This window comes from Kitasatospora sp. NPDC059812, from assembly GCF_042732075.1.
Lineage (GTDB): Bacteria > Actinomycetota > Actinomycetes > Streptomycetales > Streptomycetaceae > Kitasatospora.
Genome location: NZ_JBHWIO010000071.1, coordinates 26,385 through 41,301 on the forward strand (window position 1 = coordinate 26,385; position 14,917 = coordinate 41,301).

General features: G+C 74.9%; 10 protein-coding genes. 3 read left to right on the forward strand and 7 right to left on the reverse strand.

The features are described from left to right. Positions 1–114: 114 nt before the first annotated feature. From ACFV6D_RS28765 to ACFV6D_RS28780, 4 genes are all read right to left on the reverse strand, one after another. Positions 115–5,013 (reverse strand): DNA repair ATPase, encoded by a 4,899-nt coding sequence (locus ACFV6D_RS28765; protein ID WP_380561664.1) that lies wholly within the window; start codon positions 5,011–5,013, stop codon positions 115–117. A 75-nt stretch (positions 5,014–5,088) separates the two neighbouring features. Beyond that, positions 5,089–7,107, reverse strand: coding sequence for a flotillin family protein (locus ACFV6D_RS28770; protein WP_380561665.1), 2,019 nt, complete (start codon positions 7,105–7,107; stop codon positions 5,089–5,091). A 114-nt stretch (positions 7,108–7,221) separates the two neighbouring features. Continuing rightward, on the reverse strand, positions 7,222–7,965 hold the full coding sequence (locus tag ACFV6D_RS28775; RefSeq protein WP_380561667.1) for a hypothetical protein: 744 nt from the start codon (positions 7,963–7,965) through the stop codon (positions 7,222–7,224). Positions 7,966–8,120: 155 nt separating this feature from the next. Next, positions 8,121–9,236 carry a PucR family transcriptional regulator gene (locus ACFV6D_RS28780; RefSeq protein WP_380561669.1) on the reverse strand — a complete coding sequence of 372 codons (1,116 nt, stop codon included), beginning with the start codon at positions 9,234–9,236 and terminating at the stop codon, positions 8,121–8,123. 364 nt (positions 9,237–9,600) lie between these two features. Here ACFV6D_RS28780 and ACFV6D_RS28785 point away from each other — a divergent pair, with 364 nt between their 5' ends. Next, positions 9,601–10,368 carry a tyrosine-protein phosphatase gene (locus ACFV6D_RS28785; RefSeq protein ID WP_063349445.1) on the forward strand — a complete coding sequence of 256 codons (768 nt, stop codon included), beginning with the start codon at positions 9,601–9,603 and terminating at the stop codon, positions 10,366–10,368. A 20-nt stretch (positions 10,369–10,388) separates the two neighbouring features. Here the strand turns inward: ACFV6D_RS28785 and ACFV6D_RS28790 are convergent, their stop codons facing one another. Both ACFV6D_RS28790 and ACFV6D_RS28795 read right to left on the reverse strand, forming a co-directional pair. Next, on the reverse strand, positions 10,389–11,252 hold the full coding sequence (locus tag ACFV6D_RS28790; protein ID WP_380561671.1) for an ABC transporter permease: 864 nt from the start codon (positions 11,250–11,252) through the stop codon (positions 10,389–10,391). Beyond that, positions 11,249–12,163, reverse strand: a complete 915-nt coding sequence (locus tag ACFV6D_RS28795) for an ABC transporter ATP-binding protein (protein ID WP_063349447.1) — start codon at positions 12,161–12,163, stop codon at positions 11,249–11,251. The genes ACFV6D_RS28790 and ACFV6D_RS28795 overlap by 4 nt, the downstream gene beginning before the upstream one ends. Positions 12,164–12,297: 134 nt before the next feature. Between ACFV6D_RS28795 and ACFV6D_RS28800 the strand changes: the two genes are divergently transcribed. Next, positions 12,298–13,473, forward strand: coding sequence for a sensor histidine kinase (locus tag ACFV6D_RS28800; protein WP_380561673.1), 1,176 nt, complete (start codon positions 12,298–12,300; stop codon positions 13,471–13,473). Further along, positions 13,470–14,132 (forward strand): response regulator, encoded by a 663-nt coding sequence (locus ACFV6D_RS28805; RefSeq protein ID WP_380344704.1) that lies wholly within the window; start codon positions 13,470–13,472, stop codon positions 14,130–14,132. The genes ACFV6D_RS28800 and ACFV6D_RS28805 overlap by 4 nt, the downstream gene beginning before the upstream one ends. Before the next feature lie 33 nt (positions 14,133–14,165). On the opposite strand, the gene ACFV6D_RS28810 is transcribed toward ACFV6D_RS28805, so the two are convergent. After that, a complete protein-coding gene (locus tag ACFV6D_RS28810; protein WP_380561675.1) occupies positions 14,166–14,741 on the reverse strand; it encodes a hypothetical protein in 576 nt (191 codons plus the stop codon). Positions 14,742–14,917: the final 176 nt, after the last annotated feature.

Here is a 14,917-nt window from a genome sequence, read left to right on the forward strand (position 1 = left end):
GTCCGCGCGGGGGGGGGGGGGGGCGCGGGCGGCGCGCGGGGGGGGGGGGGCGGGGGGGGCGGGGGCGGGGGGGGCGGGGGGGGGGGGCGCGCCCCCCCCCCCCCCCCGGGCCCGTCACCCCCGCCGCGTGTGCTTGAGCTCCTCCCAGCGGGTGGCCTGGGCGGGGGTGAGGCAGCCTCGGAGTTCGGCCAGCTTCAGCAGCTGTGCTTCGGCGTCGGCGCCGAGGGGTTGGGCTTCGGCGCGGTAGTGGTCGGTGAGGAGGGCGTCGAGTTCGGGGCGGGTGAGGGCCGGGTCGAGGCGCTGGGCGAGTTTGGCCATGTTGCGGTAGGAGCCCTGGAGGAGGAACGCGGGTTCGGTGCGGGTGCGGTCGTCCTGGGCGGCGGAGGCCAGGTAGGTGCGGTTGACGGCGAGGACGGTGCTGCGCAGGTGGAGCAGTCCGGCGAGGACGGCGGTCATCCGTTCGGCCTCGGCGGCGGGCCAGGCGCCCGCGAGGGTGCCGCCCGGGGTGCCGGTGGCGCGGGCCAGCAGGGTGTCCAGGTCGGCGCGCTCGGCGGTGGCGAGCGGGGCCAGGTGCGGGTTGGCGGGCAGGGCGTTCTCGACGAAGCTGAGCGCGAAGAGGTCCTCGCGCCCGGCGATGACGTCGCCGAGGTTCCAGACGTCGGCGCGGTTGGCGAGCATGTCGGGCAGCCGGAAGAGGCGGCCGGACTCGGTGTACGGGTTGGCGGCCATGACGACGGCGAAGCGCTTGCCGCGCAGGTCCCACTCGCGGGCCTCGCCGTCCCACACCCCGTCGATCCGGCGCTGGGCGTCGCAGAGCGGGATGAAGCGCTGGAGGAGCTCGGGCGAGGTGTGCTGGACGTCGTCGAGGTAGAGCAGCACGTTGTCGCCCGCGTGCAGGGCGAAGTTGAGCTTCTCGATCTCGCGGCGGGAGGTGGCGTCGGGGGCCTCGGCGGGGTCGAGGGAGGTGACCCGGTGGCCGAGCGCGGGGCCGCTGACGGTGACCAGCAGCAGGCCGAGTCGTTCGGCGAGGTACTCGACGAGGGTGGTCTTGCCGTAGCCGGGCGGGGAGACCAGGAGCAGCAGGCCGTTGCGGTCGACCGGTCCGCCGGCGTCGGCGGTGCCGAGCTGTTTGGCGAGGTTGTCGCCGACCAGCGGCAGGTAGACCTGGTCGATGAGTCGGTTGCGGACGAAGCCGTTGAGCGGGGCCGGCCGGTACTGGTCGAGCCGTAGCCGGGTGTGCTCGGCGGCCAGCAGGTCGGCGCGCAGTTGCTGGTAGGAGCGGTATCCGGGGGCCTCGGTGGCGGCGAACTCGGCCACCCGGGCCAGGAGTTCGTCGAGGCGCAGGTCGAGCGCGCCGCCCGGGAGCCGGGGGTGGTCGCCGAGCAGGCCGGTGAGGCGGGTGGTGGCGGCGCCTTCGGCGGGCCGACGCGCCAGGGACGGGCAGAGGAGCACGGCGGCGGCCTCGGCGAGGTCTCCGGGGTCGGCGTCGACGGCGCTGGACTCCAGCCAGGCCTGGGCGAGTTGGCGTCGGGCGGGCAGCAGTGCGGGCTCGGCGGGCAGCGCGGCCAGCGCTTCGGTGAGGCCGGCGGACTCGGGTGCGGCGTGGAACTTGTCGAGCAGCGCGGCGGCCCCCGGCGCGTGCGCGAACGTGGGTGTGGCGGCGGCGAGTTCGGCCACCAGGTACGGGCCTGCGGGTTGCGGGCACGAGGTGAACTCCGTGACGGCGGAGCTCAGTTCGTCGGACAGGTCGGACAGTGCGGTCAGGGCCGCAGGTGCGGCCGGGGCTGGCGCGGTCAGGGCTGCCGGTGCGGCCGGCAGGCCCAGCCGCGGCGCGGTGCCGAAGGCCTGCCGGGCGAGGGTGAGAGCGAGGGAGAGCGAGCGGGCCCGGGTGTGCCAGACCAGTCGCTGCCGCTCGTCGGCGCCGTGCGCCCAGTACAGCTGAGCGGCCGCCCGGGCCGCCGCCGGGTGGCGCAACAGTCCTGCCTCGGCGTGGAGTTCGAGCAGAGCGCGGAGCAGCAGCGCCGCGTCGTGGTCGTGGACGCCGCGCTGGTAGCCCTCGTCCGGGCGCTGTTCGGCGGCGCGGCGGACGAACTCCAGCAGGTCGCCCTCGGCACGCAGGGTGTCCAGCCCGTCCGGTTCGGCGGCCAGCAGCAGACTGGCGGCGAGGTATTCGGACCGGTACAGCGCGGGGGTCTCGGAGGGCAGCGGCCGGCCCCAGTAGCGCTCGGTGGCGGCGAACGCCGGGTCGGTGACGGGGGAGCGGTAGTCGGTGCCGGTGAGGGTGAAGGCGGGGCGGCCGCGCCAGGGGACGAGGGTGAGTTCGGGCCGCTGGGTGGTGACGGCGAACAGGTGGCGGCCCAGTCGCAGGGTGTCGGGGCCGTCGCCGGCGAGTTCGGCGCGGTCGCGTCGGGCCCGGTGGGCGCGGCTACGGGCGGCGCGCAGCCGTCCGGTCAGCTCCTCGGCCCGGACCCGGTCGCCGAGCGCGGTCAACTGGGCGGCGAGGTCGCGGAGTTTGACGGCGGTCGGGTCGGCGGCGAGGGCGGCGTCGATCTCGGCCGCGGTGTCGAGGGCGGTGAGCCGCCGGTGCAGGGTGTCGAGGATGCGTTCGGCGGAGGCGGCGATCCGGTCGGCGCGGCGGGCGCGCTCCTCCAGCAGGTGCTGGCGGCGGGCGGTGAGGGCGTCGTGGATTCCGGTGCGCCGGTCGGCGAGTTGTTCGCCCAGTGCCGGGTCGGCGTCGGCGAAGCGGGTCTCCAACTGCTCGATCCGCAACAGGAGTCGGCCGAGCTGGTCGTCGCAGGCCTCGGGGGTGTCGGCGGCGGCGAGCGCGGCGGTGGTGGCCTGGGCGAGCAGGGCGGTTTCGGCGGCGAACTCGGCGGCGGCCTCGCGGGTGCGCAGGTCGCGGCGGCGGACGGTGAGGGCGGCGCGGGCGCGGTTGAGCAGTCCGAGGACGTCGGCGAGCCGGTCGAGGATGGCGGTGCGGGTGGTGGCGTCGGCCAGGTCGAGGGTGCCGACGAGCTCCGAGACGGTCTGCAACGCCTCGCTCTGCTCGGAGATCTGGAGGCCCAGCGGCTCGGCTCCGGCGGCGGTGGCGAGGGCGGCGCAGCGGTCGGCGAGTTCGCCGGCGCGCCGGCGGTGCGGGGCGAAGGCCTCGGGTTCGGCGAGGTGTCCGACGGCGCGGGCGGCGGCCTCGGTCAGGCCCTCGGCGAGGTGGGCGGCGAGCGCGTCGATCCGGGCGGGCTCGGCGCGCGGCAGGTCGCGCAGCGCCTCGACCCGGCCCTGGGCGCGGCGCAGCCCGGCGAGCCGGTCGACCCATTCGGCGGCGTCGGCGAGGGTCTCGCCGCGGGCGGTGCGCAGCAGGCCCTCGACGTGCTCGGCGGCCTGTTCGGTCTGCCGGGCGGCGTGCGCGGTGAGTTCGGCGACGGCCTCGTACTCGGCGATGACCTGCCGGGCGGTGTCGCGGATCTCGGCGAGCGGGGCGGCGAGGTCGCCGAGGCCGGGCTGGCCCAGCCAGTGGTGCCGGTCGGCGGTGCGGGTGCAGGCGGCGAGGACGGCCTGGTGGCCGGCCGGGGTGTCGGCGCCGGCGGCGGCGAGCCGGGCCAGGGAGAGGCAGTCGGCGAGGCCGCGGACCAGGTCGGCGTTGCCGATCCGGGCGAGCGGGCCGGTGCCGGGCGGCTGCGCGGCGGCGTGGCGCTCGCTGGTGAACGGGGTCTGCCACAGCTGGACGGGGTGCAGCCGGGTGGGCCCGTCCTCGGCCGGGCGGAGGGCGATCAGGGTGCCGTCGGCGAGCAGCGCGTAGCCCTGGCAGGGCAGCGGGGCGGCGGCCTCCTGGCGGACGCTGTTGTACGGCTGGAGCAGGGCGCGGCCGTCGGCGGGGGAGCGGAACTCGTACAGCACGTCCTCGCCGTTGGGCGAGACGAGGGTGCGCTCGTAGGCCAGGCCGTCCACCGGCTGGTCGTAGCTGCGCACGGTGCCGTCGGTGAGGTGGCAGCCGCCGGGGAAGGCCACGCCCTGGTCGGCGGGCAGCCGCAGGCAGGCCTGGCCGAGCGCGTCGATCCGGGTGACCCGGCCGGTGGGCAGATGGCAGACCAGGTGCCGGACGGTCTCCTCCTGGTACGGGCGCACGCACACCAGCAGCAGGGTGCCGAGCCGGGCGTGGGCGATCTGGGCGTCGGCGAGGGTCTGCAGGGCCTCGGCGAGGGGTTCGTGGTGCAGCTCGCGGCCGTCGGGGGCGGTGACGGTCAGCCGGCCGCCGTCGATGCCGAGCCGGAGTTCGCCGCCGAGGTCGGCGCGCGGCGGGCTGCCGGGGGCGGCGGGCAGCTGGTCGTCCCGGGTGAGGACGGTCCAGGCGAGCTGCTGGCCGTCGGCGGCGGTGTGGTCGCGTTCGCCGCGCCCGTCCTGGTAGGCAGGGTGCCCGTCGTCGGCGAGGTCGTCGACGGGGCGCCAGCGCAGCACCCGGACGTCGGCGGCGGCGGGGCCGGTGCGGAAGACGGCGAGCAGGCGGCCGCCGAGGGGGCGCAGCCGTTCCAGTCGGGCGTCGCGGAAGTAGCGGTGCAGGTCGGCGAGGTCCTGGCGCAGGCGCGGGTCGTCCAGCAGGGTGCCCTCGGCGGGGGCGGGGGTGAGGTCGGGGTGGTGGACGCTCAGGACCTCCCCGAGCGGCCCGGCGCCCGGGGAGCCCTCGGCCGGGGCGCCGGCGGAAACGGAGGCGGAGACGGCGGAAGCGGAGATGGCGGCGGAGACGGCGGAAGCGGAGACGGCGGCGTCGGGCGCGCCGCCCGGGCGGGTGCCGAGCAGGAGCAGCCCGCCGGCGGCGGTGAGGTCCTGCGGGAGGCAGGCCCGGCCGGTGGTGAGCCGGCCGGTGCCGACCAGCCGCAGCTCCCCGCCGCCGAACTCCCCGACCCGGCGGGCGTTCAACGCCTGTGCGCGGTCGGCGAGTTCGGCGGCGGACCGGGCGAGTCGGCCGCGCAGGACCTCGTAGGTGCCGGCGTCGAGCCGGGCGTCGAGGGCGTCCACCACGTCAGTTCCTCAACTACTCAGTTTCTCGACTGCTCAGGAGATCGGGTACTCAGGCGACTCGGGCGACTCAGGCGCTCACTTGGAGCCGTTGACCGACGCCAGCGCCCCGATCGACGTCTCGGCGATCCCCAACTTCTTTGCCGAGGTGAGCAGTTGCCGCAGCTGCCCGGCCTGCTCGCCGCCTCCGGCGCCGATCATCCGCATCAGCAGCGCGGACACCGTCAGGTTCTGCACGTCCGCCGTGGACACCGAGGACAGCACCCGGGTCAGGTCCTCGGTGAAGCTGGCGCTGCCGTCGAGCCAGGGCCCGGCCAGGGCCTGGGCGGTCTGCGAGTGCCCGACGAAGGCGTCGACGCTCTTGGCGGCCGTCACCGACTGCACCAGGCGGTCGAAGAACACCCCGTCCCCGCCGACGATGTCGATCTTCGCCTTCTCCAGCCCGGCCGCGACCAGCGCGGCCTGCGCCTCGGCGATCTGCCGCTGGGTGTCCAGCCCGGCCAGCCGGACGTCCTTCTCGGCGGCCAGCCGCAGCCGGTACTCCTCGTGCCCGCGCGAGGCCTCGTCCAGCTTCGCCATCGCCGCGGCCTTCTCGGTGAGGCCCTCGGCCTCGGCCTTCAGCTTGGCGCCGATCTCCAGCGCGGCGGCCTTCGCCTTCTCGGCCTGGACGGCGGCCTCGGCGCGGCCGACCTTCTCCACCGCCGCGGCCTCCTGCTCGCGCACCTGCACCTGGGCCAGTCCCTCGGCGGCGGCCTCCGCCCGGATGCCCTCGGCCATCCGGATCTTGGCGGTGGCGTCCAGTTCGGCGGTCTGCTGGCGGGCCTCGGCCAGCACCAGCGACTCGCGGGCCTTGTGGGAGGCGGCCTGCTCGGCGGCCTCGGCGGCCTTGATGTCCTTGACGAGCTTCTCCTGCGCCTGCGCCTCGGCCTGGATGATCACCGCACGGCGGGTGCGCTCGGCGTCCTCGGTGGCGCGCAGCGTCTTGACGGCCTCCTCCTGCTCGGCGACGGTGCGCTCCACCGCCACCCGCTCGCGGACCACGTCGGCGACCTCCCGCCGGCGGGACTCGACCTCCTTCTGCTTGGCCATGGTGGCGAGTTCGGTCTCCCGGTCGCGGCCGATGACCTCCAGCAGGCGGTCCTTCTCGATCCGCTCGTTCTCCACGGCGATCACCCGCTCGCGGTTCTTCTGCGCCACCGCGACCTCGCGGGCCTGGTTCTCGCGCTGCACGCCGAGCAGTTCCTCGGTCCGGAGGAAGGCGGTCTGGGCGTTCAGCCGCTCCTCCTCCTGGACCCGGGCGATCACCGCGTCCTCCGTGGCCCGCAGGGTCTCGATCTCGCGGCGCTGGCGGATCTCGGCGTCGGCCTGGCGGCGCTGGAGTTCGAGGACGGCCTCCCGGGCGTCCACGTTCTGCCGGGTGATCTCCTTCTCCTCGGTGCGCTGGTACTCGTTGGTGCGCACGTGCTCGATCGCCGTCAGCTCGGTGATCTTGCGGATGCCCTGGGCGTCGAGGATGTTGTCGGAGTCCAGCTGGTTCATCGGGGTCTGTTCGAGGTGGTCGATGGCCGCGTCCTCAAGGGTGTAGCCGTTGAGGTCGGTGCCGATGACCGCGATGATCTGGTCCCGGAACTCGTGCCGGTGCGTGTAGAGGTCGGTGAAGTCGAGCTGCTTGCCGACGGTCTTCAGTGCCTCGGCGAACTTGGCCGCGAAGAAGTCCTGGATCGCGGACGGGTCGCTGGCGCGGGCGGTGCCGATGGCCTGCGCGACCTTGATGACGTCCTCGACGGTCTTGTTCACCCGTACGAAGAAGGAGATCCGGATGTCCGCCCGGATGTTGTCCCGGCAGATCAGCCCGTCCCGGCCGGCGCGGTGGATCTCCACCGTCTTCACCGAGATGTCCATCAACTCGGCCTTGTGCAGCACCGGGAGGACGATCGCGCCGGTGAAGGTGACGTCCACCTTCTTGGTGCGGGAGACGATCAGCGCCTTGCCCTGCTCGACCTTCTGGAACAGGCGGCCCACGAACAGCAGCATGGCGAGCACGATGAGCAGTACGACGGCGACGAGAATGCCGAAACCCACGGCGATGGTGTCCATCACGGAGTCCTTTGACGAGATGACGAGATGGTGCGAAGTCGAGCGGATGAAAGCAGATGAGAGCGGAGTAAGCAGAACAAAGGGGATAAGGGGATAAGGGAACGCCCGGGGGAGTCAGCCGCCCGGTAGCGCCGGGTCGAACGGCGCCACCAGGAAGTGCTCGCCGTCGGCGTCGTAGTCGAAGATCAGGGCGGTGCGGCCGGCCGCCAGCCCGGGCTCCTCGGTGAGCGTGCGGACCTGGACGGTCGCGGTGGAGCCGTCCTCGGCGGTGACCTCCGCCTGCCCGAAGTCGGCCGTCACCCGGCCGGTGCGGATCACGCAGACGCGGCCGACGAAGTCCCCCCGGGTCGCCGGACGGTCCTCGGGGAACAGTCGGGACAGCGGCCGGACCAGCAGCCGGGTGCCCGCCCAGGAGGCGACCAGCGCGACGGCGAACACGCCGCCGCGCGCCGGTGCCCCCGAGGTGAGGACGGTGCCGGCCAGGCTGACGAACCAGGCGAGCGCGACCAGCAGCGACACCGCCACCGTCACGGGCACCCCGCCCAGCCCCAGCGCGCCCAGCACGCCTCCGTGGTGGTGGGCGCCCCGGCCGTCGGCGCCGTGCCCGTCCTGGGCACCGTGGCCCCCGTGTCCCCCGTGCCCCTCGTGGGCCGCGTGCCCCCCGGCACCGTGCCCCAGGTCGCCCGCGTGGCCGGCATGGCCGACGTGACCGGCATGCCCGACGCCGTGTCCCCCGTGCAGGGCGTCGAAGCCCAGGCCGCCGACCAGCATCAGCAGCCAGTACCCGACCACCACCACCAGCGCGAAGCTGAACAGCGCCGTCGGAAAAGCCAGCGCGGCCGCGACGAATCCCCCCATCCCGGCCACGCTCCCCCGCTGTTCCCACGGCACCGCACCTCGGCGCCATGGAGATCGTGACAGCGGAGGGGTCGTTCGCACATTGCCAGGATCCGGCAATCTTTACGGCCCTTTGACACCCTGGAACGCACGGCCCGGGGGCGTTTGGCCGCCGTCTACAGCGGCTGCTCCGGCCAGTTGAGCAGCCGGGCCCCCATCGCCGCCGTCTCCAGGGTGAACCGCTGCAGGGCGTCCGACGGGTCGTAGCCGGTCAGCGCCTTGATCCGCTCCAGCCGGTAGCCGAGCGTGCGCACGCTCAGCCCCAGCCGCCGGGCCGCCTCCGCGTTCACGTACGCGGCCTCCGCCTGCACCGCGATGGTGTCCAGCAAGGGGCGGGCGCCGCCGCGCGCCTCGGTCAGCGGGCCCAGCACGCTGCGCACCAGGTCGGCCATCGCCGCCCGGTCGCGCATCAGCACGGGGAAGACCAGCAGTTCCTCGGCCTTCAGCTGCTGTGCCGGCAGGTCCAGCCGGTCCGCGTAGTCGAGCGCGCCCAGCGCCTCCTCGTAGCTGCGCAGCACCCCGGTGGCCCCCGAGTGCCGGCGCCCGGTGGCCACCCGCAGCACCGGGCGGTAGCCGGGGCCGGGGCGCAGCGCCAGGTCGGCGAAGGCCTCCAGGACGGCGCGTTCCGTGTCCGGGACGATGCACACCAGCCGGCCGTCCTTGCCGGCGAGCAGGACGTCCCGCTCGCCGAACCGCCCGACCAGCTCCCGTTCCACCCGGTGCACCAGCGGGTGGACGTCTGCGTACGGCGTGTCGCCGACGGCCACCGCCACCGCGTACGCGCCCGCCAGCCGCAGCCCGAACCGCTCGGCGCGCTCCGCCAGCAGGCCCAGGTCGCTGCGGCCGTACAGCAGGTCGTCGATGAACTCGCGCCGCGCGGACTCCTGTTGGCGGACCGCCATGCGTTGCGCGCGTTCGTGCCCCTCGCCGAGTGCGGCCAGTGCGGCCTCGGTCGCCGCGAGCACGGCGTCGCCGATCCGGCGCAGTTCCCCGACGCCGCCTGCCGCGGTGATGCCCGGCAGCGTCTGCCAGGCCCGCCGGGTGGCCGACAGGCAGTGCGCGACGACGTCGCGCAGCCCGTACCCGGCCTCGGCGCAGTGCTCGCCCAGCGTGCGCAGGCACTCCAGTTCGTCCCGGCGCAGCAGCCTCCCGGTGCGGGAGGCGTCGGCGAGCAGCCCGAGGTAGACCTCGGCGAGTTCGGTGGGTATGTCGTGCTCGGTCCCCTCGGACACCGCGGTACTCCGCCCCCCGTGACGCGTGATGATCCGGCGCGGAACTTTAGCAGGATCGATACGGCGCCGAACGGTGCGGGGTGGGCGGCTGACCTGGTGCTATCGCGGGCCGGAGGGGAGGTCCGGATCACCGTGTCCATCCGGGACGGCTCGGCCGCCGCCCGTCCACCGCCGGTTCCCCGCCCTCCTTCTTCCCGTCCCCCTCCCTCCGGTCGACGGGGCCGGTCGGCGGGGGTGGGATGGAGGGGTGCGGGCTCCCGTGGTTTGCTCCGCACCCCGGGGAGGGACTAGACATCTAGACGTCTAGATGGACATCTGGATGTCAGGCCCCCTCCCCCCACGGCCCCACCGAAAGGCCCCGCGCATGTCCCTGGTCAACTTCCGCGACCCCGCCGTCCTCGGCGACCCCGAGGGCCGGCGGATCCGCCCCGGCGTGCTGTACCGCTCCGCCCAGCCGTTCCCGGCCGCCGACGAGGCCACCGTCGCCCAGCTGCGCGCCTGCGACATCCGCACCATCGTCGACCTGCGCGACACCCGCGAGACCGACCCCGCCGACTGGGCCGCCGCCGAGGCCGCCGGGATAGCCGTCGTCGCGGCCCCGGTGAACCCCACCGGCGACGGCCTCGCCGCCCGGATGCGCACCATGGCCACCGCCGCCGACCTCGGCGACTACTACGTGCTGCTGGCCGAGTCCGCACCCGAGGCCGTCACCGCCGCCGTCGAGGCCGCCGCCCGCCCGGGCGCCGTCCTCCTGCACTGCGCCGCCGGCAAGGACCGCACCGGCCTGCTGACCGCCCTGCTGCTGGACCTCCTCGGCGTGCCCGCCGAGCGGATCGTCGCCGACTACGCCCGCACCGCCGACGCCCTGCCGCAGATCTTCGCCGGCCTCTCCGAGCGCCACCGCACCGCGCTCAACGCCCGCGGCGCCCGGGTCACCGACTCCGAAGGCCGCGAACTCACCATCCCCGCCCCGCTCCTCGACGCCCCGGCGGAGGCCATGGCGGTCTTCCTCGACCGCGTCCGCACCCGCCACGGCGGCGCCGAGGCCTTCCTCCCCGCCTGCGGCGTCCCCGCCGCCACCCTCGGCGCCTTCCGCGCCAAGGCGGCCGCCGCGGCGACCTCGGCCGCCTGACACCCCGGCCCCCGTCGGGCTCAGACGTCCCGCCGCCGCATCAGGACCACCGTCGCCGCCAGTGCGACGGCCGCCCAGACGCCCAGGGTGATCCAGGAGTCGAGCACGCTCGGCGCGTACTTGCCCATCGTCGTCGAGGAGTTGGGGTTGATCGTCAGCCTCCCCTCGGCGGCGAGCGGCAGGTGGTTGCCGATCTCCTTCAGCCAGCGGTAGCGGTCGCCGCCGAACAGCATCGGCACGATGAACAGCAGCATGACCAGCGAGACGATCGAAGCGGTGGCGTGCCGCAGCAGGGCGCCGAGGGCCATCCCGATCAGCGCGCAGACGGGCACGATCGCCGCGTAGCCGAGGACGGCCCGCAGGCAGCCCTCGTCGGTGATGGAGAGCCCGGCGTGCCGGGAGGCCAGCATGGCGTTGCTGCCGAAGAAGGACACCGCGGACACCACCGCCCCGGCGAGCGCGGTGAGGCCGGCGACCAGCACCACCTTGGCCACGGCCACGCCCCGCCGGTCGGGCACGGCGGCGAAGGTGGTGCGGATCATGCCGGTGGTGTACTCGCCGAACACGGTGATCGCGCCGAGGCTGCCGGCCGCGACGGCCATCAGGGCGCCGGAGATGCTGCTGAGGCCGTGGTACAGCGGGTCGTACCGGTACGGCGGGAAGCCGGGCACCGGCGGGCGGGGATGGTCGATGTAGGTCAGGTCGGTGTGGACGGCGTTCAGGTTGACCACGATCGCGGCCAGCGAGGCCAGCGCCAGCACCCAGTACGTGGACCGCAGCGAGCGCAGTTTGATCCACTCGGCGGCGAGCAGGTCGCCGAACCGGGCCCGCGGCTCGGCCGGGCGGGTGCGGGGGCGGGCGGGGGCGAGGGCGGCGGTACTCATCGGGCATCTCCTGCCAGGTATTCGACGCTGTCGGCGGTCAGCGACATGAACGCCGACTCCAGGGACGAGGTACGGGTGGCGAGCTCGTGCAGCACCAGGCCGTGCCGCAGGGCGAGTTCGCCGATCCGGGCGGCGGGCAGCCCGGTCACCACCGCCCCGTCCGGCTCCTGCGCCTGCCGTACGGCCGCCCCTTCGGCCCGCAACACCTCGGCGAGCGAAGGCAGTTCGGGAGCCCGGACGGCCACGCTGGTGACGGCGTTGCGGGCGGAGAACTCCGCCAGGCTCTCGTCCGCGATCAGCCGGCCCCGGCCGATCACCACCAGCCGGTCGGCGGTGTGCTCCATCTCGGCCATCATGTGGCTGGAGACGAAGACCGTCCGCCCCTCCTCGGCGAGGCGGCGGAACAGGCCGCGCACCCACAGCACGCCCTCCGGGTCGAGGCCGTTGAGCGGCTCGTCGAACAGCAGCACCGGCGGGTCGCCGAGCAGCGCGCCGGCGATGCCGAGCCGCTGCTTCATGCCCAGCGAGTAGCCGCCGATCCGGCGCCCGGCGGCCTTGCCGAGGCCGACCTCGGCGAGCACCTCGTCCACCCGCCGGAGCGGGATGCGGTTGCCGCGGGCGAGCGCCGACAGGTGGGCCCGGGCGCTGCGCCCGCCGTGCACGTCCTGGGCGTCCAGCAGGGCGCCGACGTGGCGCAGTCCGCGCGGCCGGTCCGCGAAGGGCACGCCGTCCACCGTGACGGACCCCTCGGTCGGGGTGTGCAGCCCCAGGATCATCCGCAGCGTGGTGGACTTGCCGGCGCCGTTGGGGCCGAGGAAGCCGGTGACGGTGCCCGGCCGGACGGTGAAGGTCAACTGGTCGACGGCCGTGGTGGCGCCGTACCGCTTGGTCAGTCGCTCGATCTCGATCACGGGGACAACGGTGCCGTCCGGGGCCCCGGACGGACATCGGGCCGCGGGCCACAACCGCCCGCGGCCGCACTGGCCCGGGGGATTACGCCCTCGGGCCAATGCGCCGCCGCGCGGGCCGCCGCTACCATCGGGCGATGATCACCAACCCTCGTCCGCCCCTGTTCAGGCGCCTGCCCCTGGGCGTGTGGGTGGCGGCGTTCTGGGTGGCCGTCATCACGTTCCGCAGCTTCCAGCGGAGCAACGAGCTGGCCCACCTGTTCCGCTACAACGGCAACTTCGAGGACATGCCGTTGCTGGTCACCGCGGTGGTCACGACGCTGATGGCGTCGCTGCTGGTCCGGCTTCCGCTGCTGGCGGTGGCGATCCCGCTGGCCGCGTGCGCGTTCACGATCGGCATGCGGATCCAGGAGACGGCCGTGGTGCAGCTGCTGCTCGCCGAGGCGGCGATCGGCTACTGCACGGCCACCCGCTCCCGGGCCGTGTCGCTGTGCGCCGCCGCGATGCCGGTCGCCCTGGTGGCCGCCCTGGCGGTCTGGCGGGTGGCGAACGACTACCACACCGACTTCGTCGCCCAAGCCGCGTTCGCCTCGACCGCCGCGATCGCCTGGCTGGTCGGCAACACCGTCCGGCAGAACCGGGCGCACACCGAGGCCCTGCGCGGCCGCGCCACCGAGCAGGCGATCACCGCCGAACGGCTGCGGATCGCCCGCGAGTTGCACGACATGGTCGCCCACAGCATCGGCATCATCGCGATCCAGGCCGGGATGGGCAGCCGGGTCATGGACACCCAGCCCGCCGAGACCCGCAACGCGCTGAACGCCATCGAGGCGACCAGCCGGGAGACCCTGGCCGGGCTGCGCCGGATGCTCGGGGCGCTGCGCCAGGGCGAGCCGGAGTCCGCGCCGATGGAGGTCGCCCCGGGGCTGGGCGAGTTGGACCGGCTGGTCGAGCAGACGGCCGGCGCGGGCGTGCGGGTCGTGCTCACCCGCCTCGGCGAGCCCCGCCCGCTGCCGCCCGAGGTGGACCTCGCCGCCTACCGCATCGTGCAGGAGGCGGTCACCAACGTGGTCAAGCACTCCGGCACCCGGGACTGCCGGGTCACCGTCGACTACGGCCCCGAGGAGGTCGCCGTCACCGTCGTCGACCTCGGCGCCGGAGCCGGCGGGCCGTCCGCCGGCTCCGGTTACGGCATCGCCGGCATGCGCGAGCGGGTCGGCCTGCTGCACGGCGAGTTCAGCGCCGGCCCGCGCCCCGCGGGCGGCTTCCAGGTCGCCGCCCGACTGCCGCTCCCCGTGGAGGTCTCCCCGTGATCCGTGTCGTCCTGGTCGACGACCAGCCGCTCATCCGCACCGGTCTGCGCGTGCTCATCGCCGACACCCCGGACCTGGAGGTCGTCGGCGAGGCCGGCAACGGCGCCGAGGCGGTGGAACTGGTCGGCCGGCTGCGCCCCGACGTCGCCGTGATGGACATCCGGATGCCCGGCATGGACGGCATCGAGGCCACCCGCCGGATCACCGCCGACCCCGGCCTGCCGACCCACGTCCTCGTCCTCACCACCTTCGACGACGACGACTACGTGTACGGCGCGCTGCGGGCCGGGGCGGCCGGCTTCCTGGTCAAGGACCTCGCCCTGGAGACCATCCTCGACGGCGTCCGGGTGGTCGCCGCCGGGGACGCCCTGATCGCGCCGAGCATCACCCGCCGGCTGATCGGCGAGTTCGCCGCCCGCCCGCAGCCCGCCGCCGCCCGGTCCGGCCGGACGACGGTCGACGGGATCACCGACCGCGAGCGCGAGGTGCTGACGCTGGTCGGCCGCGGGCTGTCCAACGGCGAGATCGCCGAGGAGCTGACCATCAGCGTGGCCACCGCCAAGGCGCACGTGGCCCGGCTGTTCACCAAGCTGGACGCCCGGGACCGGGTCCACCTGGTCATCCAGGCCTACGAGTTCGGCCTCGTCGCCCCGTCCTGAGCCGGTTCCGAGCTCAGCCGGTCCACGGCCGGATCACGGCCCGACCAGCTCCCCGATCCGCATGATCCGCCCGTGCGAGTCCAGCACCACGTCGTACACGTTGCCGTAGCACCCGTACGGCGGGTCGGGTTCGTGCTCGGCCAGGCAGTCCTCCAGGTGCCCGAGCACGTCCTCCAGCCGGACGGGTCTGGCCGGGTCGGCGTGCGGGTGGTCGACGAGCGTGGCCTCGACCCCGGCGGTCGCGAAGCCGTAGCGGGCCGGCGCCCCCGTCCCCTCGTAGCGGGCCTCGTCGCAGGAGTAGCGGGCGGGCTGGGCGGTGACGTCGCCGTCCTCGGTGGCGATGACCACGAGGACGGTGTGCCCGGGGCGTTCGGTCGGGGTCGGGGTGGCGCAGTCGGCGGAGGGGGAGGGGGAGGTGTCCATGCTGGGCTCGGGGCCGACGAGGTCGTCGTCCAGCAGGTCGTCCTCGTCGTCGTACGCCCCGTCGGCGACGGCGGCGGCGGAGGCGGCGGCGATGGTGGGCGCGGAGTCGGCGGGAGTGCAGGCGGCGAGAGCGGCTGCGGCGGTGCAGCAGAGCAGCGCGGCGAGGAGGGTTCGGGGCACGGCCATGGCACTAGTCTCCCCGGACAGCGGCGGAACTCGTCACACAGGTAGACGACTGGTGCACGGGCTGTGGTTCCCGCGGGCCGCCGGGGTGGGGGTACCGCGGCCGCCGGGGGGGGGGGGGGGCGGGGGAAGGTGGGAAGGGGCGCGGGCGTGGAGGCGGCTAACGCGGCCCCCGCCCG

Excerpts from the sequence above, each read along its gene's own strand:
- ACFV6D_RS28775 (WP_380561667.1), bottom strand. The coding sequence starts at position 7,965 with ATGGGGGGATTCGTCGCGGCCGCGCTGGCTTTTCCGACGGCGCTGTTC.
- ACFV6D_RS28810 (WP_380561675.1), bottom strand. The coding sequence starts at position 14,741 with ATGGCCGTGCCCCGAACCCTCCTCGCCGCGCTGCTCTGCTGCACCGCC.
- ACFV6D_RS28800 (WP_380561673.1), top strand. The coding sequence starts at position 12,298 with ATGATCACCAACCCTCGTCCGCCCCTGTTCAGGCGCCTGCCCCTGGGC.
- ACFV6D_RS28785 (WP_063349445.1), top strand. The coding sequence starts at position 9,601 with ATGTCCCTGGTCAACTTCCGCGACCCCGCCGTCCTCGGCGACCCCGAG.
- ACFV6D_RS28770 (WP_380561665.1), bottom strand. The coding sequence starts at position 7,107 with ATGGACACCATCGCCGTGGGTTTCGGCATTCTCGTCGCCGTCGTACTG.
- ACFV6D_RS28790 (WP_380561671.1), bottom strand. The coding sequence starts at position 11,252 with ATGAGTACCGCCGCCCTCGCCCCCGCCCGCCCCCGCACCCGCCCGGCC.